Raw genomic sequence first — 26,692 nt, forward strand, 5'->3', positions numbered from 1 at the left:
AAATCCGTTTTTGTGGCGGATGTGGTGGTCGATCCAGATGTCCCGGAGGATGACGCCCAGCTGATCACGGAGAGCGAGCATCTCCTGATCCGCATGCGGCGTGGCTGGGCGCCCGACCCCCTGCCGTCCAGGGCATCCGGCAAGACCGGGCGCGTGGCCATCGCGGCCATCACGCTGATGGTTCTGTCCCTTCTGCTGTCCGGGACGCACGTCTTCCGGGGAGGCGGCCTGCTGCTGGTCGGCCTCATCGCCATCCCCGTCCTGCTCGTGGTCTTCCTCCGCAAGGACCTCGACGAGGACGAGGAGACGGCCGTCGACCGGGAGACCTACGAGCAGCTGCGCTGGTACGAGGGCCGCTACGTGCTCGCCGCCGACCTCGACGAGTCCTCCCGCAGGCTGCTCGCCCGGGCCAGGCGGGCCGTGGCCACGGTGACGCACTCGGCGGTCAACGTCGAAGGACTGCTGGACGACGTGCGCAACGCCGTGATGCTGCCCGCCCAGGAGTGGGAGATCGCCCGGCTGCTGGCCAAGCTGTCGGCGCTGCGGACCAAGCACCGCGAGACCATGTCGGAGGTGAACTCGCCGGAGGTCGCCGCCGTGGCCGAGCCGCTCGCCCGGGCGCTCGACAGCAGCGAGGAGGCCGTCGTGGCCCGGGTGGAGGCGTTGGAACGGTACGCCGCCAATGTGGCCGACGCCGAGCGCGCCTACCGGGCCCACCATCAGATCGAGGAGTTGCGGGGCCGGATCCACCAGTATGAGGAGCTGGTGTCCGAGTCGGGCGCGGACGGCTTCGCCGTACCGGAGATCACCCGGCTCGCGGAGGACGCCGACCAGCTGGAGCGGGCGCTGCGGCGGAGCGTGCGCTCCGCCCACGAGGCCTTCCGCTACCTGGACCCCTGACAGCTGTCCGGGACTATCGGACGTGCGCGGCCTCCAGCAGCACGTCGCACAGAGCCTCGGCCGCGTCGATCCGGCCCAGCTTGCGCGCCGCCTCGGCCATCGTCGCGCGCAGGCCGGGATCGGCCAGCAGCGGCATCAGCTCGGCCAGCAACTGCTCGCCCGTCGGGTGCGGCTCCAGCAGCGCGCGGCCCGCGCCCGCGGAGGCCAGGTAGCCGGCGTTCTTGCGCTGCTCGTCGCCGCCGGTCGGGATCAGCGGGATCAGCACCGACGGTCGGCCGATGGCGGTCAGCTCCGACACCGTCCCGGCGCCGCTGCGCGCGATCACCACGTCGGCCGCGGCGAACAGATCGGGCAGCTCCGAGCCCACGTACGGCACCGGGTGGTAGCGGTCGGCCAGGTCCGGCGGCAGCGCGGTGGCGCGCATCTGGTCGATCCACGCGGGCCCGCACTGGTGCACGATCTGGGCGTGCGGCAGCAGCCGCGGCAGGATCTCCGCGATCAGCGTGTTGATCTGCTTGCTGCCCTGGGCGCCGCCTGTCACGTAGATCAGCGGCACCTCGAACGTCAGCCCGAACAGGTCGTAGGCCGCGGCCCGATTGCCCTGCAGCAGTTCCGGCCTGATCGGATTGCCGGTCACCACGGCCTTCGCGCGCGCCGACGGCGGCAGGTATTCCAGCGACGACTCGTGGGACAGCGCGATCCGCGTCGCCAGCCTGGCCAGGATCCGGTTGGCCAGCCCCACCACCGTGGTCTGCTCGTGCATCACCAGCGGGCGGCGGATCAGCTTGGCCGCCACACCGATCGGCACCGCCACGTAACCCCCGGTCGACAGCACCACGTCGGGCAGGTAGCGGGCGGCGTGCCCGATCGCCTGGACCACGCCCACCGGGATGCGGAACACGTCGGCGATGTTGGTGCCGAGCTCCTTGAGGTTGGGCCGGCGCCGCAGCTTTCCGGTGGTGATGGCCTTGAACGGGATGCCGTGCTCGGTGGTGATCCTGGCCTCCAGGCCGTTGGCCGTGCCCACCCAGAGCACATCGTGCGGCACCTGACGTCGCTGAACGGCCGACAGGGTCGTCAGGGCCGGATAGGTGTGACCGCCGGTGCCGCCGCCGGTGATCAACAGTCGCAGGGTTCGTGACATGCGATCAGACTAGGGCCCCGGCGGGAAAGGTCGTCGCGCCGCACGGTCACTCAGGGCTCGGCTTCGCCGTACAGGCGGTTGACCGGTAGCGTTTCCTCATGCGACTCGGCGTGCTGGACATCGGCTCGAACACCGTCCACCTACTCGTCGTGGATGCCCACCGCGGCGCGCGGCCACTGCCCGCCTACTCGCACAAGGAGGAGCTGCGGCTGACCGAGCACCTCGACGAGCGCAACGAGCTGTCCGCCGAGGGCATCGAGCGGCTCGGCGAGTTCGTCGAGGAGGCGCTGAGCATCGCCGAGGACAAAGGCGTGGAAAACTTCCTGGCCTTCGCCACCTCGGCCGTGCGCGAGGCCGCCAACGGCGAGCACGTGCTAGCGCAGATCAACGACCGCTGCGGCGTGCACATCGAGGTCCTGTCCGGCAGCGACGAGGCCAGGCTGACGTTCCTGGCCGTGCGGCGCTGGTTCGGCTGGTCGTCGGGGCGGCTGCTCGCCTTCGACATCGGGGGCGGCTCGCTGGAGATCGCCGCCGGGGTCGACGAGGAGCCCGACGTCGCCGTCTCGCTGCCGCTCGGCGCGGGGCGGCTCACCCGCGGCTGGTTCGCCTCCGACCCGCCGTCCGCCGACGAGGTCCGCAACCTGCGCCGGCACGTACGCGCCCAGATCGCCCGCACGGTCGGCGACATCGTCCGATACGGCGAGCCCAACCGGGCCGTGGCCACCTCCAAGACCTTCAAACAGCTGGCCAGGATCGCCGGGGCCGCGCCCACCAACGACGGCCTCTATGTCTCCCGGTCGCTGTCGCGGCAGGACATGGCCGAGTGGGCCGTCAAGCTGACCACCATGAGCTCGGCCGAGCGGGCCGCGCTGTCGGGCGTGTCCGACGGGCGGGCCGCGCAGCTGGCCGCGGGGGCCATCGTGGCCCACGCGACCATGGACCTCTTCGAGGTCGACCGGCTGGAGGTCTGCCCCTGGGCGCTGCGCGAGGGCGTCATCCTGCGTCGCCTCGACATGCTGCCCAGTCGGCCGGATGTGACGTCGAGGTAACCGCGATCTACCCGAATCTCGCGCATAACTGCCGGTTCTCGGGGCATCTCCGGCTGATGTTGGCAGTGCTCAGCACGATCGCCTCGCTGGTGATCGTCCTCATCCTGGCGTTCCTGGCCGTCTTCCTCATCTCCGTGGCCGTCCTGCTCGCGCTCGCGCTGATGGCGGGATCGACGGCCCACAAGCCCGAGGCGCGGCCGGTCATGGGAGGGCTCGAGGCACGGTTGCGGGGGACGACGATTGGGAGAACACGATTGGGGAGGAGGGGTGAGCAGGTACGACCGTCCGCCTGAGCGTGGGGGTCGTGCTTTTCAGTTGGCGATGAAGTGCGGCCCCGCCGCGCCCGGCGCGAAGCGCAGGCGCTTCTCCAGGCATACCACCGACCCGTCCTCGTGCCGGTTGGTGAAGCGGATGTCGTCGGCCAGCGCCCGCATGATCTGGATCCCCCGGCCGGACTCGGCGTTGGGCGCCGCCCCGCCGTTGTTGGGTGGCGGGTCGAAGCCGCCGCCCATGTCGATCACTCTGATGACGCAGAGCTTGTCGTAGACCCCCGCGCTCACCACGAACTCGTCGCTGGGGCCCGCGTGCCTGACGACATTGGAACACGCCTCGGTGAGCATGAGCTCGATGTCGTCGCGGATCTGCGGCTCCACCCCCAATGACCTCAGTGTGCCGTCGAACATCTGCCTGATCAGGGGGACGCTGGCCGCATCCCTGGGCAGCCGGAGCGCTATCGTGGCCTCCACCGCACCTCCTCCGTAGTCCCTTGGACGCGTCAGTGGCCACTCCTCTGCCCATTCAGACCCGCCCCAATCGTCCCTACGGTTCCATGAGGCGGAGCGCCACCTCCATCGCGGCCTGGCTGATCTCCTCTTCGGTCAGCTTCTCGTCCTGCGTCATCCACTTGCCGGCGTGCAGCGTGAACAGCGCCATCGAGCGGCTGATGCGCACGGCCAGCGGGTCGCCGGGATCGGTGACCTCGGAGGTCAGCTCCAGCATCACCTCGCGCATCCGAAGGATCTTCGGGTGATCGCGCAGCGCCGTCTGGTTGCGCTCCATGAAGCGGGCGACCTCGAGGTAGCGCTCGTTCGTCAGCTTGTCGGCGTAGCGCAGGAGCAGCTCGCGGCGCGTCTCCGGCGTGTTCGACCGGCTCCTGAACCAGGCCAGGAGCTCCTCCATGTCCGCCACCCGCAGGTCGGCCAGGCTGGCGACGATGTCTTCCTTGGTCTTGAAGTGGTAGTAGAGCGCCGCCTTCGTCACGCCGAGCTCCTCCGCGATCTCTCGCAGCGAGGTCGCTTCGTAACCCTGCTCGATGAAGAGCTTGAGCGCGATCTCCTGGATCCGGCTCCGCGTGTCTTCCCGCAATGTGCACCTATTTCGACTTGTATCGACTTGACCGTCGGCAAGTAAGGTTTCTAGCTTATTCTATGCTTGCCGGTCGGCAGGTAAGCAAGGACGTCCTGTGGGGGTGTGTATGGCGGAAACGGTCGCACGACGGCGTGAAGTCATGGTGGTCCTGCCCGGGCTGATGCTCGCGATGCTCCTCGCCATGCTCGACAACATGATCATGGGTACGGCGATGCCGCGCATCGTCGGCGAACTCGGGGGACTGACCCATCTGTCATGGGTCGTCACAGCCTACGTTCTCGGTACGACCGTCTCCACCCCCATCTGGGGAAAGATCGGCGACCTGTACGGCCGTAAGACCATCTTCATGATCTCGATCGTGATCTTCATGATCGGCTCCATGCTCTGCGGGATGGCGGGCTCCTCCCTGCTCGGCGGCCCCGACGGCGGAATGGCCGAGCTGATCGGGTTCCGCGCGCTGCAGGGTCTGGGCGCCGGCGGCCTCGTGGTCAACGTGATGGCCATCATCGGCGACCTGGTGCCGCCCCGCGAGCGCGGCCAGTACCAGGGCATCATGGCGGGCGTCATGTCGCTGGCCATGATCGCCGGCCCGCTGGTGGGCGGCTTCATCACCGACAACCTCGACTGGCGCTGGGCCTTCTACGTGAACCTGCCGGTCGGCGCCATCGCCCTGGTCGTGCTGGCGCTGAGGTTGAAGCTCCCCAAGCTGCACAACCGGGTGCGGATCGACTGGCTGGGCGCGATCCTGCTGTCCGTCAGCATCACCGCGATGGTCCTCATCACCACCTGGGGCGGCAACCAGTACGGCTGGGGCTCCTGGCAGATCCTCACTCTGGCCGCGCTCGCCGTGGTCACGCTGGCGGTGTTCATCTTCGCCGAAGGCAGGGCGGCCGAGCCGATCATGCCGCTCCAGCTGTTCCGCAACCGCAACTTCGCCCTGATCTCGGGCATCGGCTTTCTGCTCGGCTTCGCCATGTTCGGCGCCATCAACTTCCTGCCGCTGTTCCAGCAGACGGTTCAGGGCGCCTCGGCGACCAACTCGGGCCTGCTACTGCTGCCGATGATGGCCTCGGCCATGGTGGTGTCGCTGTTCGTCGGCCGGGCCATCACCGCCACGGGCAAGTACAAGATCTACCCGGTGCTCGGCGGCGTCGGCATGGCCGTGGCCATGTGGCTGCTGTCGACCATGGACGTCGCCACGCCCAGCTGGCGGACGGGCGTCTACATCGCCGTCCTCGGCCTCGGCATGGGCTTCCTCATGCAGACCACGATGCTCATCGCGCAGAACAGCGTCGAGCAGAAGGACCTCGGCGTCTCCAGCAGCGCCGCCACGTTCTTCCGCTCGATCGGCGGCTCGTTCGGCGTCTCGATGTTCGGCGCCATCTTCAACAACCACCTCCTGTCCGAGCTGACCGGCCGGTTCGGCCCGCAGGCGGCGGACAAGATCGCCAAGGGCGGCGGCCGGTTGGACCCGGCGACGCTCGGCCAGATGCCGCCGCAGATGCGCATCGGCCTGCTGGAATCACTCGCGGCGTCGATCTCCGGCGTCTTCTGGTGGGCCATCATGTTCGCCGTGGCCGTGCCGGTGCTGGCGGTCTTCATCAAGGAGATCCCCCTGCGCGGGGGCCCGTCGGCCGACGCCGCCCAGCAGGAGGCGGTCAGCCCGGCGGCAGGCTGAACAGCTTGTCGAGCCCGGTCATCCGCATCAGGTTACGCAGATAGGGCGTCAACGCCACCACGCGCAACTCGGCGTCGGCGCCCTCGACCTGCCGCTGGAGGCGTACGAGAGCGGCCAGACCGGAGGAGTCGATGAAGGCCAGCTCCGACAGATCGAGGTCGAGCCGGCGATAACCGGCGTCGAACGTCAGCCCCGATAGCTCGGCGGCGGTGTCGAAGTCGAGGTCGCCGCTGAGCGCCAGCCGGATCGTCATTCCGTCCAGCGTGGCGACATCGATGCGCAGCGGCGTCTTGTCGAGCACCGTCTCAGCTTATCCACCGCGCGGATAATGGGAGGCGTGGGGCGCCCGGGTTCGGGAAAATCGCCGCTATGAAGCCCTCTGCTGCCCATCGGTTCAGCCGCCCACGAGCGGCGGACGCCCCCGCCATCCACGAGCTCGTCGCGGCCTGCGACCTGGCCGTCATCGGTGTTCCCGACGCCACGCTCGCCGACATCGCCGACGAGCTGGCCGAGCCGGACTTCAACCTCGACACCGACGGCTGGCTCGTCCACGACGCCGACGGCACGCTGGTCGGCTGGGCCTGGGCGGGCGCCAAGGGCGACAGCGACATGCTCGACATCGAGGTCCTCGTGCGCCCAGGCGTCGAAGGGCTCGCCGACGAGCTCTGGCGCCTCGTCCTCGACCGCGCCGGGGAGCTGGCGCTGGAGCGGGGCCACGACGCCGCCACGGTCGACATCGGCATCTACCGGGCCGACACCGTCAAGCAGGCGCTGGCCAAGGAGCGCGGTTTCGAGCCCGGCACCAGCTTCCACCGCATGCGCGTCGACCACGAGGGCCCGGTCGAGCCGCCCACCCCGATCCCCGGGCTGACCCTCCACAGCGGGGAGACCGACGCCGTCCGCCGGGAGGCGCACCAGATCTACCAGGAGGCGTTCGCCGACCACTTCGGCTTCGTCAAGAACGACTACGACCATTGGCTCGAACGCAGGCAGGCGCAGAGCATCACCGACTGGACCCAACTCGCCGTCGCCAGGATCGACGGGCGGCCGGCGGCGGTGGTGATCGGCAACAACCAGTTCGTGCCGGACGAGGACTGCGGCTACGTCGCCACGCTGGCCGTCCTGCCCGAGCACCGGGGGAAGGGGCTGGGCCGCTTCCTGCTGCGGCACGCCTTCGCCGCCGACGCGGCGCGCGGGCGGCGGGGGACGCTGCTGCACGTCGACTCCAACAACACCTCGCCCGCACTCGACCTCTACCTGTCGGCGGGCATGCGGCCGGTCCTGGTGATCGACGTCTGGCGCCGGCTGATCCGCCCCACCCGAGCCGCCTGATCCGCCCCGCCTGAGCCCACCGGCCCCCGTCTTACGGTTGGGTCTCACGGGTGGTGCTCCTTCCGGCCTAGCGTACGAACGTACTAGTTCGTACATTTGATGGAACTGGAGGAGAGTGAGAGCGGATGAGCTCCTATCTGATCGGCCTGATCGGCGCCGGGATCGGCCCGTCGTTCAGCCCCGCGCTGCACGAGCGCGAAGCCGACGCGCACGGCGTGCGCTATGTCTACCGGCTGCTCGACATCGGCGAGCTGGGGCTGGGGGCCGACGCCGTGGGTGAGCTGGTCCGTACGGCGCGGCGGCTCGGGTACGACGGCCTCAACATCACCCACCCGTGCAAGCAGACCGTGATCCCTTTCCTGGACGAGCTGTCTCCGGACGCGGCGATGCTCGGCGCGGTCAACACCGTCGTGTTCGAGGGGCGGCGGGCCGTGGGGCACAACACCGACTGGGCCGGGTTCGCGGAGTCGTTCGCCCGGGGGCTGCCCGACGCGCCGACCCGGCGGGTGGTGCAGCTGGGCGCGGGCGGGGCGGGGGCCGCGGTGGCGCACGCCCTGCTGACACTCGGCGCCGATCAGGTCGTACTGGTCGACGCCGCCGAAAGCCGGGCGGCCTCGCTCGCCGCCGACCTGGCCGGCCGGTTCGGGCCGGACCGGATCCGCACCGCGGCCCAGGCCGAGCTGGGCGGGCTGCTCGCGACGGCGGACGGGCTGGTGCACGCGACCCCCACCGGGATGGCGCAGCACCCCGGGCTGCCGCTCCCCGCTGAACTGCTGCGGCCGGAGCTGTGGGTGGCCGACATCGTCTACCGGCCCCTGGAGACCGAGCTGCTGCGCAGGGCCAGGGCGCTCGGCTGCCGGACCATGCACGGCGGCGGCATGGTGGTCTTCCAGGCCGCGCACGCTTTCCGCCTGTTCACGGGCCGCGAGCCCGACGCCGAACGGATGCTCACACACCTCACCGACCTGATCGACGCCTGACCGGGAGGTCCCCTCATGCGCAAGTCCATCGCCACCGTCTCGGTCAGCGGGACGCTGGCGGAGAAGCTGGCCGCCATCTCCGCCGCGGGCTTCGACGGCGTGGAGATCTTCGAGAACGACCTCCTCGTCTCCCCGCTGAGCCCGGAGGAGGTGCGCGCCAGGGCCGCGGATCTGGGTCTCGGTATCGACCTGTACCAGCCGTTCCGCGACTTCGAGGCGGTGCCCGGCGACGTACTGGCCCGCAACCTGCGCCGGGCCGAGCGCAAGTTCGAGCTGATGGAACGCCTCGGCGCCACCACGCTGCTGGTCTGCTCCAGCGTGTCGCCCGACGCGGCCGACGACGACGAGCTGGCCGCCGAGCAGCTGCGCCTGCTCGCCGAACGCGCCGCCGGACACGGCATCAGGATCGCCTACGAGGCGCTGGCCTGGGGCCGGCACGTCAACGAATATCTGCACGCCTGGCGGATCGTACGCATGGCCGGCCACCCGAATCTCGGCACCTGCCTCGACAGCTTCCACATCCTGTCGCGCGGCTCCGACCCGATCGGCATCGAGGCGATCCCGGGCGACCGGGTGTTCTTCCTGCAGCTGGCCGACGCGCCGCTGCTGGCGATGGACGTGCTGCAGTGGAGCAGGCACTACCGGTGCTTCCCCGGCCAGGGCACCTTCGACCTGGCCGGACTGGTGAGTCATGTGCTGGACGCCGGGTACGCCGGGCCGCTGTCGCTGGAGGTGTTCAACGACGGCTTCCGGCAGGCCGACGCCGGCCGGACGGCCCTGGACGCCATGCGGTCGCTCATCGCCCTGGAGGAGGCCACGGCCCTGCGACGCGGCGTGACCCCGCCGATCCTGTCCACGGTCAGCCCAGCTCCCGTCAGCCTGGCTCCGCTAGTCCCGTCTCCGCTAGTCCCGCCTCCGGTCATCCCGTCCGGCTTCGCGTTCGCCGAGTTGTCTGTCCCTCCCGCCGACCTGCCTGGGGGATCCGCCGCCCTGTACGGAGGATCCGGGGGCCGGTCTGGGGCGTCCGGCGAGCTGCCCAGGGCGTCCGCCGACCTGTCTGGAGCGTCCGCCGACCTGTCTGGAGCGTCCGGCGAGTTGCCCGGACCGGGGGAGTCGCGTGGGCAGTCCGGTCATGCGTACGAGGTGGGCGGGCTGCTGGCGGCTCTCGGGTTCGTCCGCACCGGAACACATGCCCACAAGCCGGTCGAACTCTGGGAACAGGGAGAGGCCCGGATCCTGCTCAACGCCACCGGCGACGGACCCGCGCTCGCGGCGATCGGGCTGGAGAGCCCGGACCCCGCTGGTTCCGTGCGGCGCGCCGAGTCGCTGCTGTCACCGGTCCTGCCCCGCCACCGCGCCCCTCGGGACGCCAGGCTGGACGCGATCGCCGCACCGGACGGGACCGAGCTCTTCTTCTGCCGCACCGGACACCCCGACCATTCCAGCTGGACCGACGACTTCGAGCCCCGCGCGGAGGGTGAACCGGCGGCCGGAGGCATCACCCACATCGACCACGTGGCGCTCACCCAGCCCAGGCACCACTTCGACGAGGCCGCACTGTTCTACCGCACCGTCCTCGGCCTGCGCCCCCAGGAGAGCCTGGAGGTCCCCGACCCCTACGGCCTGCTGCGCAGCAAGGCGATGTCCACGGCGGACGGCGCCGTACGGATGGTGCTCAACATCAACCAGGTCGGCGCCCAGCACATCCCCTGGCAGCACATCGCCCTGGCCTGCGACGACATCGTGGCCACCGCCCGCAGGCTGCGCGCCCTACACCCCGACCTGCTGCTCGCCGTCCCCGCCAACTACTACGACGACCTCGCCGCCCGCTACGACGTGCCACCCGAGCTGCGGGAGCTCGGCCTGCTGTACGACAGGGACGAGCAGGGGGAGTTCCTCCACCTGTACACGATCACGGCCGGGCGGGTGTTCTTCGAGCTCGTCCAGCGCGTCGGCGGCTATCAGGGGTACGGCGCCGCCAACGCGCCCGTCCGCCTGGCCGCCCAGCACGCCCGGGAAGGACACGCCTCGCAAGGAGAGCCGTCATCTAGGATGAACGCGACCCCCGTCGGCCCGACCGTGGAGCCCCATGACCTCGCAGCCACTCGCTCGCGCCGCCGGTGAACGTCAGCGTGACGCCGACCGGACCAAGGCGGAGATCCTTCAGGTCGCGCAGCGGGAGTTCGCGCGGCACGGGTACGCCGGCGCCAGGGTGGACGAGATCGCCGAGCGGACGCGCACCACCAAGCGCATGATCTACTACTATTTCGGCGGCAAGGAGCAGCTCTACATCGCGGTCCTGGAGAAGGCGTACACCGAGGTGCGGGCCGCCGAGCGGACCGTCGACGTGGCGCACCTGGCGCCGGTGGAGGCCATCCGCACGCTGGCGGAGCTGACGTTCGACCACCACGACGCGCACCGCGACTTCATCAAACTGGTCGGCATCGAGAACATCCACGAGGCCGAGCACATCCGCAAGTCCGAGGTGCTGGCCAATCTGGGCGCGCCCGTGCTCGACATCATCTCCCGCATCCTCGACGCGGGGCAGGAGTCCGGCGACTTCGTCACCGAGGCCGATGCCATAGACGTGCACATGATGATCAGCGCGTTCTGCTTCTTCCGGGTCGCCAACCAGCACACGTTCGGGGCGTTGTTCGGCCGCGACATGACCGCGCCGGAGCACCGCGCCCGGCTGCGCACGATGGTCGGCGAGCTGACCGTCGCCTACCTGCGTGGCGCCGGCGCCCCCGCGTAGCGTCGACGCCTTCGCGTAGTGCCAATCGCCCGCGTAGTGCCGCCCACTCGCGTAGCGCCAGCGCTCCGTGTAGTGCCGCCCACCTGCGGCCGGACTGCCGCACCCGATCTCGGCCGCTCGGGAGAGGGTTCGTTCACACCCTTGTAATGTACGAACCAGTGAGTTAGTTTCGGGGCTATTCTCACCCGGGAGGAGCCCCGTGACCGACATCCCCACTCCCCAGGGAAAGCCGCGCAAGGCCGCGATCGCCGCCTGGATCGGCAGCGCCCTGGAGTACTACGACTTCTTCATCTACGGCACCGCCGCCGCCCTGGTCTTCGGCAAGGTCTTCTTCCCTTCGTCCGCCCCGGGCACCGGAACGCTGCTGGCCCTGGCCACGTTCGGCGTCGGCTACCTGGCCAGGCCTGTCGGCGCGTTCGTGCTCGGGCACGTGGGGGACAAGTTCGGCCGCAAGAAGGTGCTGGTCTCCACGCTGGTGCTGATGGGGCTGTCGACGTTCCTGGTCGGCTGCCTGCCCACCTACGACCAGGTCGGGGTGCTGGCACCGGTGCTGCTGGTGGTGCTGCGGCTGATGCAGGGCTTCTCCGTCTCGGGTGAGCAGGCGGGCGCGAACTCCATGACCCTCGAACACGCCCCGGAGGGCCGCCGCGCCTACTACACCAGCTTCACGCTCAACGGCACGCAGGCCGGGCAGATCATCGCGACCGCGATCTTCCTGCCGATCGCGGCACTGCCCGAGGAGCAGCTGCTGAGCTGGGGCTGGCGGGTGCCGTTCTGGCTGAGCATTGTGGTGGCGGCCGTCGGGTTCGTGATCCGCCGCACGCTGGAGGAGACGCCCGCCTTCGAGCGGGAGGTCGCCGAGAACGGCGTCGCCAAGCTGCCGCTGGTCGTGCTGTTCCGCGAGCACGGGACGGACGTCCTGCGGGTGATCGTGGCCGCGGTGATCGCGTCGGTGAGCACGATCTTCACCGTGCACGCGCTGTCGTACGCGGTCAACACGATGGGGCTGGAACGCGCGCCGATGCTGTGGGTCGGTGTGCTGGCTAATGTCGCGGCGGTGATCACGATCCCGCTGTGGGGGAAGCTGTCGGACCGGGTGGGGCGCAAGCCGGTGTTCATCGGCGGCTCGCTGGGGTGCGCGGTGCTGATCTTCGCCTACCTCTGGGCGATCTCGACCGGCGGCTATCCGCTGATCTTCGCGGCGGGGATCCTGATGTTCGGTGTCGTGCACAGCGCGACCAGCGGGGTCTGGCCGTCGTTCTACGGCGAGATGTTCAGCACCCGGGTACGGCTGTCCGGGATGGCGATCGGCACGCAGATCGGGTTCGCCATCGCCGGGTTCGCGCCCACGCTCGCCACGGCGGTGGCCGGTACGGGCCGGGACAGCTGGCTGGGCGTCTCACTGCTCACCGCAGTGCTGTGCCTGATCAACGTGGCCGCCGTCGCCACGGCGCGGGAGACGTACCGGATCCCCACCGACCAACTCGGCGTCAAGCCCGCCACCCCCGCACCGACCGCGACGGCGCGTGCGACGTGAGCGACGAGTTCCGTGTCTACGCCATCCAGTACGCGCGGCGCGCCGCCCTGCGCGGTGAGCACTTCCACGGTCACGACGGGCGGGTGGGCGAGCCGCACCCGACGGCCTACTACACCTGGCTGGCCGTCTCCGACCGGCACACCGTTGTCATCGACACCGGCATCAGCCGCGCCCGCGCCGCCCGGATCGACGGCCTCGACTACCTGGCCGCACCCGCCGAGACGATGGCCGAGCTGGGTGTGGACGCCGACGCGGTCGGCCACGTGGTGCTCACCCACCTGCACTACGACCACACCGGCACGGCCCGCGACTTCGGCGCCGCCCGGTACGTCCTGCAGCGCGCCGAGCTCGACTACTGGACCGGCCCCTGGGCCCGGCGCGTCGCCAGGGAGCGCTGGCTGATGGACGAGGACGACGTGGCGCGGCTGCGGGTGGCGGAGAAGGAAGGCCGGATGGGCCTGCTCGACGGCGACGCCGAGGTGGTCCCCGGGCTGAGCGTCCACCTGGTCGGCGGGCATACAGCGGGCATGCAGGTGGTACGGATCCGGACCGCACGCGGCCACGTGGTGATCGCCTCGGACGCGAGCCACTTCTACGAGAACCTCGAGGACGACCGGCCGTTCCCGATCCTGCACAGCATGACCGGCATGTACGGGGCCTTCGACCGGATCAACGAGCTCGCCGACGGTCCGCACCTGGTGGTGGCCGGCCATGATCCTGAGGTGCTCACCCGCTTCCCGCCGCTCACCGGGGCCCTGAGCGGCCGGGTCGCCGTGATCGCCCCGTAGCACCCACCGGAGCACCGGCGAAGGACTGCAGGAGCACCGGTGGAGGACCTGCGGGAGCACGGGCGGGGAGCATCGATGGGAGTACCGAAGGGGCTCACAGGCCGAGGTAGATGCGCCGGACCTGGGGATCGACCCGCAGGGCGGCCGAGGTGCCGGTGGCCGCGATCTCCCCGTTCTCCATGACCAGGCAGGCGGAGGTGACATCGAAGGTGAGCTTGGCGTTCTGCTCGACCAGCAGGATGCTCAGCCCGTCGGCGTTCAGCCTCTTCAGCCCGGTCACGATCTCCTCGACCAGGATCGGCGACAGTCCCATGGACGGCTCGTCGAGCAGCATCACCCGGGGTCGGCACATGAGCGCGCGGCCGATCGCCAGCATCTGCTGCTGACCCCCGGACAGCGCCCCGGCCAGGCGGTGCCGCATCTCGCCGAGCACCGGGAACAGGTCGTAGACCTCACCGATCGGCGTCCGCTTCCAGTTGCCGGTGTATGCGCCCAGCAGCAGGTTCTTCTCCACGGAGAGCCCCGGGAACACGTGCCGCCCCTCGGGGACGTACCCGATGCCGTGGCGGACCAGGGTGTGCGCGGGCGCCCGCAGCAGGTCGTGCGCGCCGAAGGCGATGCGCCTGGCCTGCCGGGGCGCCAGGCCCATGACGGCCTTGAGCGTGGAGGTCTTGCCCGCCCCGTTGGCGCCGATGATGCCCAGCGACTGACCCGGCTCCACCGTGAAGCTCACGTCGCGGGCGGCCCGCACCCCGCCGTAGTGCACCGACAGTCCTTCGACGATCAGCGTGCTCATCTGGTGGCCTCCTCGGCAGCGGACCCGGCATCAGACTCGGCGGCGGACTCGGCATCGGAGCCGGCGGCGGACTCGGCGGCGGTCCGGGACGGCGCGGACATCGAGTCGCCCAGGTAGGCCGCGACCACGTCCGGCTGGACGGCGACGTCCGCGGGCGCGCCGTCGGCGATGACCTTTCCGCCGGACAGTACGGTGACCCGGTCGCACAGCGACATGACCAGGCCCATGTTGTGCTCGATCACCACGACCGTCACGCCGGAGTCCCGGATCGAGCGGACGATCTCGGCGAGCTGCCGTACCTCCTCGCCGTTGAGCCCGGCCGCCGGCTCGTCGAGCAGCAGCAGCGCGGGCGCCATCGCCATCGCGCGGGCCATCTCGATCCGCCGCTGGATCCCGTACGGCAGGGCGCGCGGCGCCGCGTCGGCGAAGTCCCGCAGCCCGAACCGGTCGATCAGTTCATCGGCCCGCACCCGCAGCGCCCGCTCGAACCCGAGCACGCTCCAGGGCAGCACGAGGTATCGCCAGACCCAGCGCGTCCGCGTGCGATCCAGGCCGACCAGGATGTTCTCCCGGACGGTGAGGTCGCCGAACAGCCGCAGGTTCTGGAACGTGCGCGCCACCCCCAGCTGCGACAGCCGGTACGGAGCCGCGCCGGTGACCTCCCGCTCCCGGAAGATGACCCGGCCGGAGGTCGGCGTGTAGAAGCCGCTCACGACGTTGAACAGCGTCGTCTTGCCCGACCCGTTCGGCCCCACGACGCCGCGGATCTCGCCGGCCGTGATCGTGAGCGACACCTGGTCGAGCGCGGTCAGCCCCTTGAACCGCATGGTCACCCCGTCGACCTCCAGCAGATCCGCGCCCGAGCCCGCGTCCGCGCCTACTCGGTCATCGGTCCGTTCGTGCGCCTGCTCGTCCGCCCGGCCGTCCCCCAAGCCATCCGCGCGGTCGTACGGCTGGAAGGCGCCCAGTGCGGCTCTCGCCCCGGCGGCCCGGCGGCGCCGGAGCCGGGCGGGCAGTCCGGCCAGCCCGGTGGGGGCGAAGACCACCACGAGGACGACCACGCTGCCGTACCCGAGCTGGGCGTAGGCCGACACGTCCAGCAGCGCCTCCCGGACCAGCGACAGCGCCACCGCCCCGACGACGCAGCCGAGGATGCTCCGCCGCCCGCCGATGATCACCATGGCCAGCAGGAGGAACATGTTGGCGATGCTGAACGTCTCCGGCGCCACGAAGCGGATGAGCCCGGCGTACAGCACCCCGGCGATCCCGCCGTACAGGCCGGACAGCACGAAGGCGGTCATGCGCAGCAGCGGGATCTCCGCGCCGAGCGCGCCGGCGGCCAGGTCGTCGTCGCGCATGGCGCGCAGCCGGCGGCCGAGCGGCGAGTGGGTCACGAACAGCGCGAACGCCAGCGCGAGCGCGAACACCACCAGTTCGACGTAGTAGAAGAGGTACTCACTGGACAGGTCCACCCCGAACAGCGGCGGCACCGGGATGTCGCTGATGCCCTCGGCCCGCCCGGCGATGGTCGCGTTGGTGATCCAGTTGACGAAGGCCAGCGCCAGCCCGAGCGTGACGATGCCCAGATAGTGCGACTGCATCCGCAGCGCGGGCAGGCCCACCAGCAGCCCGACGAGGACGGCGGCCAGCAGGGCCAGCGCGGCGGCGGTCCAGAAGCCGAGCCCGGCCCGGGTGGTGAGGATGGCGACGGCGTAGGCGCCGACGCCGAAGAAGGCGATCTGCGCCAGGTTGATCTGCCCGGCCACGCCCATGGCCAGCCCGAGCCCGATGCCGAGGACCGCGAAGATGATCGCCACGTCGACGACGTGGATCGCGTAGCCGCCCAGCCCGTACGGCAGCAGCCAGGCCGCCACGGCGGCGGCGATGAGAGGGATCAGCCGTTTCACGCTCGGTTCACCGTCGTCTCTCCGAAGATGCCGGTGGGGCGGACCATCACGATGGCGGCGAAGACCAGGAACGTCACCAGCTCGGAGTACTCCTGGAAATGGCCGGCCGCGAAGGAGTCGAGCAGCCCGAACGCCATGCCGCCGGCGATCGCGCCCCGCATGCTGCCGAAGCCGCCGAAGATCGCGGCGGCGAAGCCCTTGATGCCCAGCGAGCCGCCCATCGTGGGGTTGACGTAGAGCATCGGCCCGATGAGGCCGCCGGCCAGCGCCGCCAGGCCCGCGCCGATGGCGAAGGCCATGGCGTTGCTGCGGCCGACGTGGATGCCGACGGCGGTGGCCGCCTCGTGGTCCATCGCGACCGCCTGCATGGCCGCGCCGCGCTTGGTGCGCTGCAGGAACAGCCCCAGCAGGACCGTGGCCGCCGCCGCCACGGCGATGACCAGCAGGCTGTAGGTCGGGATCTTGATCCCGGCGACGTCCAGCGGCGCGGTCGCCACCGGCGACGGAACGGCATGGCCGGTCGCGCCGAACACCCGGATCGCCCCGGCTTCCAGCACGGTACCGAAGCCGATCGTGCCGATCAGCATGAGGTCGAAGTCCTTGTTCTCCAGCGGGCGCAGCACCCGCTCGATGACCAGGCCGATCAGCGCGGTCACGGCGATGGCCACCGCGACCGCGACGGGGAAGGGCAGCTTGGCGAACATGTACAGGTTGGACGCGGCGTAGGCGCCGATCATCACCACGTTGCCGTGGGCGAAGTTCACCAGGCCCATGGTGCGGTAGACGATCGAGAAGCCCATGGCGACCAGCGCGTACACCGCGCCGAACGTCACGCCGCCGATGAGGGTCTGCAGAAAGACCTGCACGGTGCTCCTAGCCGGCCGACTCGGCGACGATCTTCCCGGCCTTGATGAGGCCGATCTGGGTCGCGTGGATGCCCACCCCGGAATCGTCGTAGGCGAAGTCGCCGAGCAGGCCGTCGTGCTTGACCGCGCGGATCGCGTCGGCGAGCGGCCGGCCGCCGGCGCCCTTGGTCTGCTTGAGCGCCTCGATGAGGATCTTGGCTCCGTCATAGGCCTTGGCACCGTGCAGTTCGGCGGCCTCGCCGAAGGCGGCCTGGTAGGCGGCCGAGAAGGTCTTGCTCGCCTGGCTCGCGTCGTTGCTGAGGTAGGGCGAGCTGATGACCGAGCCCTCGGCGTTGTCCGCTCCCGCGGTGGTCACGTACACGTCGGTGCCCATGGGGGCGCCGCCCGCCAGGACCGCCTTCAGCCCCAGCTCGCGGGCCTGTTTGGCGATCAGCCCGGACTCGACCTCCTCGGCGCCGACGAACAGTACGTCGGGGTTCTTCTGCCGGATGGCGGTGAGGGAGGCGCTGAAGTCCTTCTGGTCGGGGGTGACGGCCTCGTCGGCGATGGGGGTGACGTTCCTGCTCTTGAGCGCGGCCAGGAACGCGTCGTGCTCGCCCGCGCCGTACGTGCCGTTGTTGCTGATCAGCGCGATCTTCTTGTAGCCCTTGCCGTCGACCAGGTACTTCGCCAAGGTCTCGTCGTAGGTCACGCTGGTCGGCGCGTTGAGGAACAGGAACGGGCTCTTGAGCGCGGCGAGCTTGGGCGACTGTCCCGAGGTGATGTTGGGGATCCCGGCGTCCTTGAGGATGGGCGCCATGGCCAGGGTGACGGCGCTCTCGGCGGTGCCCAGCATGGCGACGTAGCCCTCACCGGCGATCTTCCTGGCCAGGTTCGTGCCGACCGTGGGGTCGCCCTGGTCGTCGAACAGGTCGAGCTGGATCTGCCGCCCGTTGACGCCGCCGGCCTTGTTGGCCTCGTCGACGGCCAGCTTGACGCCCTTGTTCTCCCATTTGCCGAGCGAGCTGAGCTGGCCGCTCTGGGCGTTGATGTTGGCGACCTTGATGGGTCCGGTGGCGTCGGCCTGCTTGCCGGACTGCTGTCCGGGGGCGGAGCAGGCGGTCAGGGTGACGATGAGCGATACGGCGGCGATGGGGAATCTCGCGGGAAACACGGTTCACCTCGTTTGGGGGAGTTCGACATGGCCGTGTAATGCACGAACTAGTACGTTAGTTATACGGCCGGGTGTGACCAGAGGAAATATCGAACGCGCAACGGTTTCAGGCGGGGAAGACGCCCTGGTAGATGTCCTTGATGTTCCAGTGGCCGGGGGCCGGGACCGGCTCGTTGACCATGGGCACGTCGATCACTGCGGGCCGCCGGTCCGCCACCGCCTTGCGCAGTGCCGTACGGAGATCGCCGGGCGCGGCGACCGTGTGCCCATCGGCGCCGCAGGCCCGCGCCAGGGCGGCGAAGTCCGGGCTGTAGGGCCGTCCGGCGGGATCGGTGAAGTCGCAGCCGTGGCTGCGGCCGAAGTGGGCGGACTGCAGGTCGGAGATCGTGCCGTGCGACCGGTTGTTCATCACCACGAAGATCACCGGTGCGCCCAGCTCGACGGCCAGTGGCACGGCGGGGAGCTGGGCGCCCATGCCGCCGTCGCCGATCAGCGCGACGACGGTTCTGTCCGGCTCGGCGAGCTGTGCGCCGACGACGGCGGCGGGGCCGAAGCCCATGGTGGACGCGCCGCCGGGGGTGATGAACCGGCCCTCGGGCGGCAGTTCGTAGCACTGCGCCACGCCGTTCTTGTTCCAGCCGACGTCGGTGACCAGGATCGTGTCCGGCGGGACCGAGTCGCGCAGGTCGGCCAGGATGCGCTCGGGCCGCAGGGGGAAGTCGTCGCTGCTCCCGCGTTCCCTGCTCGCGCCGAACAGCTCCGACCTGGCCGCGCGGATCCGCTCCCGCAGCGCGGGACGGCTTACCCCCGGGTGTGCCACGGCCGCCGCGGCGATGGCCCTGATCGCCAGAGCGGCATCGGCGACCGCGCCGATCTCCGCCGGGTAGTTGCGGCCGATCTCGGCCGGGTCGAGGTCGATCTGGAGCAGCCTGCCCTTGTCACCGAGCGTCCAGGTGAAGCGCGGGTCCCAGGAGCTCGAGTCGGTCTCGGCGAAGCGGGTGCCCAGCGCCAGCACCACGTCGGCCTCCCGGGCGTAGTCGTTGGTGAGCTCCAGCCCCCAGAACCCGGTCATGCCGAGGACCAGGGGGTGCGCGTCGGGCGCGGTCCCCTTGGCCATCAGCGAGTGGGCGATGGGGATGTCGAACTGCTCGGCCAGGCGGAGCAGCGCGTCGGCGGCCTCGCGCAGGCCGCCGCCCGCGTAGATCAACGGCCGCTCGGCCCCGGCGAGCGCGGCCGCGATCCGCTCGGCGACGTCCGCCGGCAGACCGGGCGGCTCGGCGCCGCTGATGGCCGGGTACGGTTCGGCGGGCCTGGAGAAGACGTCCATGGGCACGTTGACCAGCACCGCGCCCGGCCGGCCCGTCGTCGCCGTCCAGAAGGCGCGCTCCACGGCCCGGCCGAGGTCCTGGGCGCGGTGCACGTTCCACGCCCGCTTGACGAACGGCCTGAAGACGGCCGCCTGGTCGGCGTCGGCGTGCAGGTTGATCTCCTGGTGCGGGTGCCGCCCGTGGTAGTAGGAGGGGACGTCGCCGGAGATCACCACCATCGGCACCGAGTCGAGCGCCGCGGTCAGCACGCCGGTGGTGGCGTTGGTCAGGCCGGGGCCGACGTGGACGAGCAGCACGCCGGGTTTGCCCGACACGCGGGCGTAGCCGTCGGCGGCGTGCGCGGCGGCCTGCTCGTGCCGGGCGATGACGAACCGGATCCGGCTGTCGGCGAGCGCGTCCAGCACGGCGATGTTGGTGTGGCCGCAGGTGCCGAAGACGTGCGTGACGCCGAGGTCCTCCAACTGCCTGACAAGCGCGTGCGCGGAGGTGGCGGTCTCAGGGCGGGTGGTCACTGTTCTCCCCAGATGCTCAGGCCCCGCAGCAGGAGGGTCTTGGTCACGGTGAAGTCCTCGATCATCCAGCGCGGCGACTCGCGGCCGATGCCGGAGTCCTTGACGCCGCCGAAGGGGACGTGGTCGAGGCGGAAGTTCGACGACCCGTTGACCACCAGCCCGCCGACCTCCAGCTCCCGCCAGGCTTGGACGATCCGCCGCACGTCATGCGTGAACAGACCGGCCTGTAAGCCGTACCGGCTGCTGTTGCACGCCTCGATGACCTCGTCGAAGCCGTTGTAGGGCAGCACGGCGACGAGCGCGCCGAACACCTCCTCGCGCACCAGCCGGGCATCGGCGGGCGGCGCGGCGACCACGGTCGGCTCCATGACCGCCCCCGACCGGGCGCCGCCGGTCGTGATCGCGGCGCCCTGGCCGGCCGCCTCGCCGGCCCAGCGGACCACCCGCTCGGCGGCGTCCTCGTCCACCATCGAGCCGACGTCGGTCGCCGGGTCCAGCGGGTCGCCCACGACCAGGGACTTCACCTCGGCGGTCAGCGCGGCCACGAACTCCTCGAACCTGCCGCGCTGGACGTATACCCGCTGCACCGAGATGCAGCTCTGGCCCGAGTTGCTGTAGCCGGTGCGCGCGCAGACCCGCGCCGCCTCGGCCACGTCGGCGTCCTCGCACACGATCGTGGCGGCGTTGCCGCCGAGCTCCAGCAGCACCCGCTTGGGCCCGGCGGCGCGCGCGACGGCGGCGCCGGCGCTCACGCCGCCGGTGAAGCTGACCACGGCGATCTCGGGCGCGGCGCACAGCCGCGCGCCCACGTCGGCTCCGCCGTGCAGCACCTGTACGGCCTCGACCGGCATCCCGGCGTCGAGCAGGATCCGCACCAGCTCCGTCGAGACCGCGGGCGCCTGCGGCGGCGGTTTGACGATCGTGGTGTTGCCCGCGGCGAAGGAGGCCCCGAGCTTGTGCGCCAGCAGGTTCGCCGGGGCGTTGAACGGGGTGATCGCCAGCACGGGACCGGCGGGGGCGCGGCAGGTCAGCGCGGTGTTGCCCACGCCGCGCGCCCAGCCGGCCACCGGCAGCACCTCCCCGCCCAGCGCCCTGGCCTCGGCCGCCGAGACCGACAGCGTGTCGGCCACCCGCAGCACCTCGCCGCGCCCGTCCTTGACCGGCTTGCCGAGCTCGACGGCCAGCAGCCGGGCCAGCTCCTCGCCGCGGGCCGTGACCTCGGCCGCGGCGCGCTCCAGGATCGCGGCCCTGGTCGCCGGGGCCAGCCGCGCCACCGCCCCGGCGGCCGGCCCGGCGTAGGCCAGGGCCCGCGTGATGTCGTCGGGGGTCGCCGTACGGGCCCGGCTGACCGGCCGGCGCAGATAGGGGCCGGTCCGCTCGGCAGCCGGGCCGTCGGTCAGCCACGTCCCGGCGACCAGGCAGCCCGCTTGGTAGATCGCATCCATCTCTACTCCACTAGGTGGTGCATCAGAACCGCACTGTGGACTTGCTCAAAGTATGAGCACATCCCAGTCCGCGCAAGAGGAACCGCGTAGTGGAACGTCTGGACCGTATAATGGACCGAGTGTTAGCGTACGGACCGCATGAGAGGGTGAGCAGGAGTTCACCTTCGACCGACAAGTGAGGACCCGTGCCCGCGAACTTCCCGGCAGAATCCGGCGAGGCCGGTGGCGTGCGCAGCGTTCAGCGAGCGTTCGACATCCTGTCCCTGCTCGGCGAGGATCGGCGGATCCTGACGATCCGCGAGGTCGTCGACGAGACCGGCCTGGCGAAGACGACGGCGCTGCGCCTGCTGCAGACTCTTGAGCACATGGGCCTGCTGTGGGCCGCGCCCAAGGGCTACACCGCAGGGCCCGCCCTGTGGCGGTGGGCGCACCTGGCCCGTAGCGCGTGGGAGCTGCCGCCGGAGACCGTCAAGCTCATGCGCGACCTGGCGGCCCGGCAGCGGGAGACCGTCAACCTCTACGTCGCCAGGGACGTTCACCGGATCTGCATCGCCCAGCAGGAGAGCCCGCAGCCGCTGCGCCACGTGGTGCGGGTCGGCGACGAGCTGCCCATGTGGGCGGGCGCCTCCTCGAAGGTCCTGCTCAGGGACGCGCCGGCGCGCCTCCTGTCGCGGATCGCCCGCTCCTCCCCGTACGGCGAGGCGCACCTGGAGACGCTGCGGCAGTGGATCGACCAGGCGGCCGGCGACGGCCACGCGGTCAGCCACGGCGAGCGTGAACCCGGCCTGTCGGCCGTCGCCGTGCCCGTCACCGGCGCCACGAAAGCGATCGTGGCGGCGCTCACCCTCAGCGGACCGACCGTGCGCTTCACGGACGAGCGCGTGGCGGAGTTCGTCGCGGACCTGAGCGAGGTGGCGGGGCGGATGTCGGAGCGCGGGTTCGACCACCCACTGACTTGACATGGGGAGCCTCAGCGATGGGAGAGCGTGAATGCAGCAGTTGCCACTGGACGGGGTCAAGGTCGTCGATCTGACCAGCGTGCTCGCCGGACCCTATTGCAGCTACCAGCTGATGCTGTTCGGCGCCGAGGTCGTCAAGGTCGAGCTGCCCGGCAGCGGCGACCTGGCCAGGCGCCTCGGCCCTGACGACGAGCTCAACCGGGACCGGATCGGCGCCTCCTTCCTGGCCCAGAACGCGGGCAAGAAGTCGGTGGAGCTCGACCTGAAGAGCCCGGCGGGGCGGGTGGCCTTCGAGGCGATGGTCACCGGCGCCGACGTCCTGCTGGAGAACTTCCGGGCCGGGGTGCTGGCCAGGCTCGGCTACGACCGCGACCGGCTGCGTGAGCTCAACCCGCGGCTGATCTACTGCGCGATCTCCGGCTTCGGCCAGAGCGGCCCGATGAGCGGGGCCCCCGCCTACGACCAGATCATCCAGGGCCTGTCGGGCATGATGAGCGTCACCGGCACCCCCGACACCGTGCCGATGCGCGTCGGCTTCCCGGTCTGCGACACGATCGGCGGGCTGATGGCCGCCATGGCGATCTGCGCCGCGCTCGCCGGACGGCACCGCACCGGCCGCGGTAGCTTCCTCGACCTGTCCATGCTGGAGGCGTCGATCTCGGCAATGGGCTGGACTGTGTCCAACTACCTGGTCAGCGGCGTCGAGCCGGAGCCGATGGGTGACCAGAACGCCACCGCCGCGCCGTCCGGCACATTCGAGACGGCCGACGGGCCGCTCAACATCGCGGCCAACCAGCAGACGCAGTTCGAGACGCTCTGCCGCCTGATCGGCCGCCCCGAGCTGCCGGCCGACCCGCGCTTCGCCCTCCCCGAGGGGCGCAAGGCCCACCGGAAGGCACTGAACGCCGAGCTCAACGCCGCGCTGCGGGCCAGGACAGCGCTGGAGTGGGAGGAGCTGCTGTCCGGCAATGGCGTGCCCGCGGCCCGCATCCTCACCGTCCCGCAGGCGCTGGCACTCGACCAGCTGCGCCATCGCGGCTTCCTCACCGAGCTGAGCTTCCCCGACGGGACCGACCGCCGCCTGACCGTGACCGGCAACGGCGTGCTCGTGGACGACGAACCGCTGCGCCCCCCGGCCTCCCCACCGCGGCTCGGCGCGCACAACGAGGAGTACGCCCATGAGTGAGGCGGCCGACTGGTGGGGCACCGCAGTCTCCAGGATCGAACCGGACGTCATCGAGCTACGCGGCAGGCCGGTCCAGGAGCTGATCGGCCGGGTGGGGTTCGCGGAGATGGTCTGGCTCATGCTCCGCGGCGACCTGCCCGACCCGCGGCGGGCGGCGCTGCTGGAGGCCGCGCTCGTCTCCTCGGTCGACCACGGCCCGCACGCGCCGTCCATCGCCGTCGCGCGGATGGCGATCACCTGCGGCGTCGGGCTGAACAACGCCGTCGCCACCGGCGTCAACCTGCTGGGCGACGTCCACGGCGGGGCGGGGGAGCAGTGCGTGGAGCTGCTGGAGGAGGCGCTGGCCTGCGGCGACACCGCGGCCACGGTCGCCCGCTGGCGGGCCCGTGACAAATACCTGCCCGGATTCGGGCACCGCTTCCACTCCCGCGACCCGCGCCGTGACCCGCTGCTCGGCCTGGTGGAGCGGGCCGTGGCGGACGGGGTCGTGCCGGGCGGCCACCTGCGGGTGGCCAAGGAGGTCGAGGCGCTGATCAGCCCGGTCCCGATGAACATCGACGGCGCGACCGCCGTCGTCTACGCCGAGCTCGGCTTCCCCGCGCCGCTGGCCAGGGGGCTGTTCGTGCTCGGCCGCAGCGTCGGCATCCTGGCGCACGCCTGGGAGGAGTCGGGGCAGGGGCGGCGCAACAAGGGCCCCCTGCCCCCCTCGATCCGGCCGACGTATCTCAGTCCGCAGACTCCGGGTCCGCAGACTCCGGGTCCGCAGACTCCGGGTCCGCAGACTCCGGGTCCGCAGACTCCGGGTCGGTAGGCGAACAGGTCAGTAGACGACGATCTTCCCGGTGTTCTGCGGGAAGATCGCGTCGTTGTAGAAGTACTCGCCGGGCGTGGCGAACGTGTGCGTGAACGACTGCCCCGGCATCAGCACACCACTGTCGAACTCGTACTCGAAGAACGACACGGCGGCGTGCGCGAAGGCGTTGTCCGCCGGATTGACGAACGTGACGGTCGTCCCCTTGGGCACCCGCAGGTGCTGCGGCGACATGGCGTTCTGGGCGACGGTGTTCTCGGCCGGGCCCGGGCGCTGGTTCGCCGCGTCCCAGACGCGGCCCAGCGTGACCGTCGTGCCGGCGGCGACGGCGGCGGCCCTGATGTCGTTGCGCTTCTTGGGCGGGGCCGGGGCCGGAGCGGGTGCCACTTTGCCGCCGAGCTTGAACGCCCACAGGTGGTCACCACGCGGGATGTCCGGGTACGGCAGCCCGTTTCCGCCCGCCAGGACCGCGATGTACTGCTCGCCGTCGATCTCGTAGCTGATCGGGCTGGTGTGCACCCCGGCGCCGCACTGGAAGCTCCACAGGATCTTCCCGTCGGTGTCGTCCATCGCGTGCAGCACCCCGTCGGGGCCGCCCTGGAACATGACCCGCCCCGCCGTGGTGAGGATGCCGTTGCCGTGCGCGAGAGACCACTCCCTGTCGAGGGTCCACACCGGCTTGTTGGTACGGGGATCGACGGCCGCGATGCCCCCGGCGAAGTACTCGCCCAGCGGGCGCGAGGTGTTGACCCGGCCCTCCCTGCTGTTGGAGAAGCCGGAGTTGATCAGCCCATAGCCGACGTAGATCCAGCCCGTGTGGGGGTTGAACGACAGGTGCGCCCAGTCGGCGCCGCCGCCCGCGCCGGGGAAGATGATCGTCGCCCGGTCCCAGTGCGGCGTGTAGAGGCCGCCCCAGGCGTAGAACGGCACCGGCCTGGTCGCCTTGCCGAACTCCGGCGCCTGGGTGATGAACGGCGCGCCGCCGGGGAACGGCTGCGTCGGCGCGGTCTTCTGGCGTAAGTCCTGGGGCACGGGCCGCTCCGTGACTCCATGGACCGGCTCACCGGTGGCCCGGTCAAGGAAGTAGAACATCCCGGCCTTGCTGCCGTAGACGACGACCTTGCGCACGCCGCGGCCGACCCGTACGTCCACCAGCACCGGCGCCATGACGTTGTCCAGGTCCCAGATGTCGTGGTGCACCGACTGGAAGTGCCACTCGCGCTTGCCCGTCTTGGCGTCGATGGCCACGATCGAGTTGGCGAACAGGTTGTCGCCGCCCCTGCCCGAACCGTCCAGCCGGGGGTAGGAGCCGCCGAACGTCCAGTAGACCAGCCCGAGATCAGGGTCGATCGCGGGGTGGATCCACGGCACCGCGCCGCCGGTCTTCCAGGACTCGCCCTCCCAGGTGTCGTTGCCGAACTGGCCCTCGCCGGGGCACGCCCAGAACGTCCACGCCACCTCGCCGGTGGCCGCCTTCAGGGCGTAGGCGCGGCCACGGGCACCGCCGGTGCTGCCCTGCATGCCGACGTAGATCAGGCCGTCCCAGTAGACGACCGCGCCGGCCAGGGTGCCGGTCAGGCCGCCGCACTGCCCGTTCTGGGGGTCGCAGCCGCCGGTGTCGCCGCCGCCCTCGTCCTCGGTGATGAGCTGCCGCTGCCACACCACCTGGCCGGTGTCCTTGGCCAGGGCGTACACGATGTTGGCGCCGGAGGTGGAGAAGACCAGGCCCTCGCCGAGCGCGACCCCGCGCATGTTGGTCTGCTTGGTGCCGAGGTTCGTCTTCCACTTCAGCGCCCCCGTCCTGCCGTCCACGGCGAAGACGTTCTGCTGGGTCGTCTGGACGTACAGGATGCCGTTCTCCGCGACGCAGGTGCTCTGCTGGGGCGCGGCGATGCTGCCGCCTTCCAGGTTCAGGTGCCAGGCGCCGCCGAGGCGGTCCAGGTTGCGCGCGGTGATCTTCTTGAGCGGCGAGTGGTTGTGGTTGCCGAGGTTGCCGCAGACCTTGGGGAAGTCCTTGCCGACCGCGCCCAAGGCGGCGGACTGCGCCGGAACGTCCTGCTCAGGAACGGCGGCGTCCGGACGAGCGGGTACGGCGGCCAGTGTCGCGGCCGCGCCGAGGAGGAAGTTGCGTCGTTCCACTGGCACCACGCCTTCTTGCGGTCCACTAGATGGACCTATAGATCCGCTTAACGGACGCA

At 70.8% G+C, this 26,692-nt stretch carries 24 protein-coding genes; 13 read left to right on the forward strand and 11 right to left on the reverse strand.

Annotation, left to right across the window (positions count from 1 at the left end; genetic code table 11):
* The first annotated feature begins 12 nt into the window (after nucleotides 1–12).
* Nucleotides 13–900 (forward strand): hypothetical protein, encoded by an 888-nt coding sequence (locus ACIBO2_RS30825; protein ID WP_358542810.1) that lies wholly within the window; start codon nucleotides 13–15, stop codon nucleotides 898–900.
* A 13-nt stretch (nucleotides 901–913) separates the two neighbouring features.
* On the opposite strand, the gene ACIBO2_RS30830 is transcribed toward ACIBO2_RS30825, so the two are convergent.
* Nucleotides 914–2,044, reverse strand: coding sequence for a UDP-N-acetylglucosamine--N-acetylmuramyl-(pentapeptide) pyrophosphoryl-undecaprenol N-acetylglucosamine transferase (locus ACIBO2_RS30830; protein WP_358542812.1), 1,131 nt, complete (start codon nucleotides 2,042–2,044; stop codon nucleotides 914–916).
* Between the two features lie 98 nt (nucleotides 2,045–2,142).
* Between ACIBO2_RS30830 and ACIBO2_RS30835 the strand changes: the two genes are divergently transcribed.
* Both ACIBO2_RS30835 and ACIBO2_RS30840 read left to right on the forward strand, forming a co-directional pair.
* On the forward strand, nucleotides 2,143–3,093 hold the full coding sequence (locus ACIBO2_RS30835; RefSeq protein WP_358542815.1) for a Ppx/GppA phosphatase family protein: 951 nt from the start codon (nucleotides 2,143–2,145) through the stop codon (nucleotides 3,091–3,093).
* A 56-nt stretch (nucleotides 3,094–3,149) separates the two neighbouring features.
* The gene (locus tag ACIBO2_RS30840; protein ID WP_358542818.1) at nucleotides 3,150–3,386 is read left to right on the forward strand and encodes a hypothetical protein; all 237 of its coding nucleotides are present in this window, start codon (nucleotides 3,150–3,152) and stop codon (nucleotides 3,384–3,386) included.
* Between the two features lie 18 nt (nucleotides 3,387–3,404).
* Here ACIBO2_RS30840 and ACIBO2_RS30845 read toward each other — a convergent pair whose 3' ends face one another.
* Nucleotides 3,405–3,839 (reverse strand): ATP-binding protein, encoded by a 435-nt coding sequence (locus ACIBO2_RS30845; RefSeq protein ID WP_358542821.1) that lies wholly within the window; start codon nucleotides 3,837–3,839, stop codon nucleotides 3,405–3,407.
* A gap of 73 nt (nucleotides 3,840–3,912) precedes the next feature.
* Entirely contained in the window at nucleotides 3,913–4,458 is a 546-nt protein-coding gene (locus tag ACIBO2_RS30850) for a helix-turn-helix domain-containing protein (protein WP_358542823.1), read from the reverse strand.
* 109 nt (nucleotides 4,459–4,567) lie between these two features.
* Here ACIBO2_RS30850 and ACIBO2_RS30855 point away from each other — a divergent pair, with 109 nt between their 5' ends.
* Nucleotides 4,568–6,139 (forward strand): MDR family MFS transporter, encoded by a 1,572-nt coding sequence (locus ACIBO2_RS30855; RefSeq protein ID WP_358542825.1) that lies wholly within the window; start codon nucleotides 4,568–4,570, stop codon nucleotides 6,137–6,139.
* On the opposite strand, the gene ACIBO2_RS30860 is transcribed toward ACIBO2_RS30855, so the two are convergent.
* Nucleotides 6,120–6,440 (reverse strand): STAS domain-containing protein, encoded by a 321-nt coding sequence (locus tag ACIBO2_RS30860; protein WP_358542829.1) that lies wholly within the window; start codon nucleotides 6,438–6,440, stop codon nucleotides 6,120–6,122. The genes ACIBO2_RS30855 and ACIBO2_RS30860 overlap by 20 nt on opposite strands.
* A gap of 68 nt (nucleotides 6,441–6,508) precedes the next feature.
* On the opposite strand from ACIBO2_RS30860, the gene ACIBO2_RS30865 reads away from it, so the two are divergent.
* The 6 genes from ACIBO2_RS30865 (at nucleotide 6,509) to ACIBO2_RS30890 (ending at nucleotide 13,531) form a co-directional block, all read left to right on the forward strand.
* Nucleotides 6,509–7,471 (forward strand): GNAT family N-acetyltransferase, encoded by a 963-nt coding sequence (locus tag ACIBO2_RS30865; protein ID WP_358542831.1) that lies wholly within the window; start codon nucleotides 6,509–6,511, stop codon nucleotides 7,469–7,471.
* A gap of 125 nt (nucleotides 7,472–7,596) precedes the next feature.
* Complete coding sequence (locus ACIBO2_RS30870; protein WP_358542874.1) at nucleotides 7,597–8,451, forward strand: shikimate dehydrogenase; 855 nt, start codon at nucleotides 7,597–7,599, stop codon at nucleotides 8,449–8,451.
* 15 nt (nucleotides 8,452–8,466) lie between these two features.
* Nucleotides 8,467–10,575, forward strand: a complete 2,109-nt coding sequence (locus ACIBO2_RS30875; protein ID WP_397301347.1) for a bifunctional sugar phosphate isomerase/epimerase/4-hydroxyphenylpyruvate dioxygenase family protein — start codon at nucleotides 8,467–8,469, stop codon at nucleotides 10,573–10,575.
* Nucleotides 10,541–11,206, forward strand: a complete 666-nt coding sequence (locus ACIBO2_RS30880; protein ID WP_357953133.1) for a TetR/AcrR family transcriptional regulator — start codon at nucleotides 10,541–10,543, stop codon at nucleotides 11,204–11,206. Before ACIBO2_RS30875 ends, ACIBO2_RS30880 begins: the two co-directional genes overlap by 35 nt.
* 199 nt (nucleotides 11,207–11,405) lie before the next feature.
* The gene (locus tag ACIBO2_RS30885; RefSeq protein WP_397301351.1) at nucleotides 11,406–12,743 is read left to right on the forward strand and encodes an MFS transporter; all 1,338 of its coding nucleotides are present in this window, start codon (nucleotides 11,406–11,408) and stop codon (nucleotides 12,741–12,743) included.
* The gene (locus tag ACIBO2_RS30890; RefSeq protein ID WP_397301354.1) at nucleotides 12,740–13,531 is read left to right on the forward strand and encodes an N-acyl homoserine lactonase family protein; all 792 of its coding nucleotides are present in this window, start codon (nucleotides 12,740–12,742) and stop codon (nucleotides 13,529–13,531) included. The genes ACIBO2_RS30885 and ACIBO2_RS30890 overlap by 4 nt, the downstream gene beginning before the upstream one ends.
* Before the next feature lie 94 nt (nucleotides 13,532–13,625).
* Here the strand turns inward: ACIBO2_RS30890 and ACIBO2_RS30895 are convergent, their stop codons facing one another.
* From ACIBO2_RS30895 to ACIBO2_RS30920, 6 genes are all read right to left on the reverse strand, one after another.
* Nucleotides 13,626–14,327: an ABC transporter ATP-binding protein gene (locus ACIBO2_RS30895; RefSeq protein ID WP_358542884.1), complete on the reverse strand. Its 702-nt coding sequence runs from the start codon at nucleotides 14,325–14,327 to the stop codon at nucleotides 13,626–13,628.
* Nucleotides 14,324–16,234 (reverse strand): ATP-binding cassette domain-containing protein, encoded by a 1,911-nt coding sequence (locus tag ACIBO2_RS30900; protein ID WP_397301358.1) that lies wholly within the window; start codon nucleotides 16,232–16,234, stop codon nucleotides 14,324–14,326. The genes ACIBO2_RS30895 and ACIBO2_RS30900 overlap by 4 nt, the downstream gene beginning before the upstream one ends.
* Nucleotides 16,231–17,100, reverse strand: a complete 870-nt coding sequence (locus ACIBO2_RS30905; protein ID WP_225292901.1) for a branched-chain amino acid ABC transporter permease — start codon at nucleotides 17,098–17,100, stop codon at nucleotides 16,231–16,233. Before ACIBO2_RS30905 ends, ACIBO2_RS30900 begins: the two co-directional genes overlap by 4 nt.
* A gap of 7 nt (nucleotides 17,101–17,107) precedes the next feature.
* On the reverse strand, nucleotides 17,108–18,253 hold the full coding sequence (locus tag ACIBO2_RS30910; protein WP_358542890.1) for an ABC transporter substrate-binding protein: 1,146 nt from the start codon (nucleotides 18,251–18,253) through the stop codon (nucleotides 17,108–17,110).
* Nucleotides 18,254–18,359: 106 nt separating this feature from the next.
* Complete coding sequence (locus ACIBO2_RS30915) at nucleotides 18,360–20,093, reverse strand: thiamine pyrophosphate-binding protein (protein ID WP_397301363.1); 1,734 nt, start codon at nucleotides 20,091–20,093, stop codon at nucleotides 18,360–18,362.
* Nucleotides 20,090–21,538: an aldehyde dehydrogenase family protein gene (locus ACIBO2_RS30920; protein ID WP_358542895.1), complete on the reverse strand. Its 1,449-nt coding sequence runs from the start codon at nucleotides 21,536–21,538 to the stop codon at nucleotides 20,090–20,092. The genes ACIBO2_RS30915 and ACIBO2_RS30920 overlap by 4 nt, the downstream gene beginning before the upstream one ends.
* A 185-nt stretch (nucleotides 21,539–21,723) precedes the next feature.
* Here ACIBO2_RS30920 and ACIBO2_RS30925 point away from each other — a divergent pair, with 185 nt between their 5' ends.
* Genes ACIBO2_RS30925 through ACIBO2_RS30935 form a run of 3 tightly spaced genes read left to right on the forward strand, consistent with a single transcriptional unit; the run spans nucleotide 21,724 to nucleotide 24,494 of the window.
* The gene (locus ACIBO2_RS30925; protein WP_358542897.1) at nucleotides 21,724–22,497 is read left to right on the forward strand and encodes an IclR family transcriptional regulator; all 774 of its coding nucleotides are present in this window, start codon (nucleotides 21,724–21,726) and stop codon (nucleotides 22,495–22,497) included.
* 31 nt (nucleotides 22,498–22,528) lie between these two features.
* Nucleotides 22,529–23,683: a CaiB/BaiF CoA transferase family protein gene (locus tag ACIBO2_RS30930; RefSeq protein ID WP_397301367.1), complete on the forward strand. Its 1,155-nt coding sequence runs from the start codon at nucleotides 22,529–22,531 to the stop codon at nucleotides 23,681–23,683.
* Complete coding sequence (locus tag ACIBO2_RS30935; RefSeq protein WP_397301369.1) at nucleotides 23,676–24,494, forward strand: citryl-CoA lyase; 819 nt, start codon at nucleotides 23,676–23,678, stop codon at nucleotides 24,492–24,494. The genes ACIBO2_RS30930 and ACIBO2_RS30935 overlap by 8 nt, the downstream gene beginning before the upstream one ends.
* A gap of 9 nt (nucleotides 24,495–24,503) precedes the next feature.
* On the opposite strand, the gene ACIBO2_RS30940 is transcribed toward ACIBO2_RS30935, so the two are convergent.
* Nucleotides 24,504–26,639, reverse strand: a complete 2,136-nt coding sequence (locus ACIBO2_RS30940; RefSeq protein ID WP_397301372.1) for a PQQ-binding-like beta-propeller repeat protein — start codon at nucleotides 26,637–26,639, stop codon at nucleotides 24,504–24,506.
* Nucleotides 26,640–26,692 lie beyond the last annotated feature (53 nt).

The sequence above is a fragment of the Nonomuraea sp. NPDC050022 genome, from assembly GCF_044460705.1.
Classification (GTDB): domain Bacteria; phylum Actinomycetota; class Actinomycetes; order Streptosporangiales; family Streptosporangiaceae; genus Nonomuraea.

Bases quoted from the DNA above. Each gene is read 5' to 3' on its own strand.
- ACIBO2_RS30830 (WP_358542812.1), bottom strand. From the start codon at position 2,044: ATGTCACGAACCCTGCGACTGTTGATCACCGGCGGCGGCACCGGCGGT.
- ACIBO2_RS30835 (WP_358542815.1), top strand. From the start codon at position 2,143: ATGCGACTCGGCGTGCTGGACATCGGCTCGAACACCGTCCACCTACTC.
- ACIBO2_RS30840 (WP_358542818.1), top strand. From the start codon at position 3,150: ATGTTGGCAGTGCTCAGCACGATCGCCTCGCTGGTGATCGTCCTCATC.
- ACIBO2_RS30855 (WP_358542825.1), top strand. From the start codon at position 4,568: ATGGCGGAAACGGTCGCACGACGGCGTGAAGTCATGGTGGTCCTGCCC.
- ACIBO2_RS30865 (WP_358542831.1), top strand. From the start codon at position 6,509: ATGAAGCCCTCTGCTGCCCATCGGTTCAGCCGCCCACGAGCGGCGGAC.
- ACIBO2_RS30870 (WP_358542874.1), top strand. From the start codon at position 7,597: ATGAGCTCCTATCTGATCGGCCTGATCGGCGCCGGGATCGGCCCGTCG.
- ACIBO2_RS30875 (WP_397301347.1), top strand. From the start codon at position 8,467: ATGCGCAAGTCCATCGCCACCGTCTCGGTCAGCGGGACGCTGGCGGAG.
- ACIBO2_RS30880 (WP_357953133.1), top strand. From the start codon at position 10,541: ATGACCTCGCAGCCACTCGCTCGCGCCGCCGGTGAACGTCAGCGTGAC.
- ACIBO2_RS30895 (WP_358542884.1), bottom strand. From the start codon at position 14,327: ATGAGCACGCTGATCGTCGAAGGACTGTCGGTGCACTACGGCGGGGTG.
- ACIBO2_RS30920 (WP_358542895.1), bottom strand. From the start codon at position 21,538: ATGGATGCGATCTACCAAGCGGGCTGCCTGGTCGCCGGGACGTGGCTG.
- ACIBO2_RS30930 (WP_397301367.1), top strand. From the start codon at position 22,529: ATGCAGCAGTTGCCACTGGACGGGGTCAAGGTCGTCGATCTGACCAGC.
- ACIBO2_RS30935 (WP_397301369.1), top strand. From the start codon at position 23,676: ATGAGTGAGGCGGCCGACTGGTGGGGCACCGCAGTCTCCAGGATCGAA.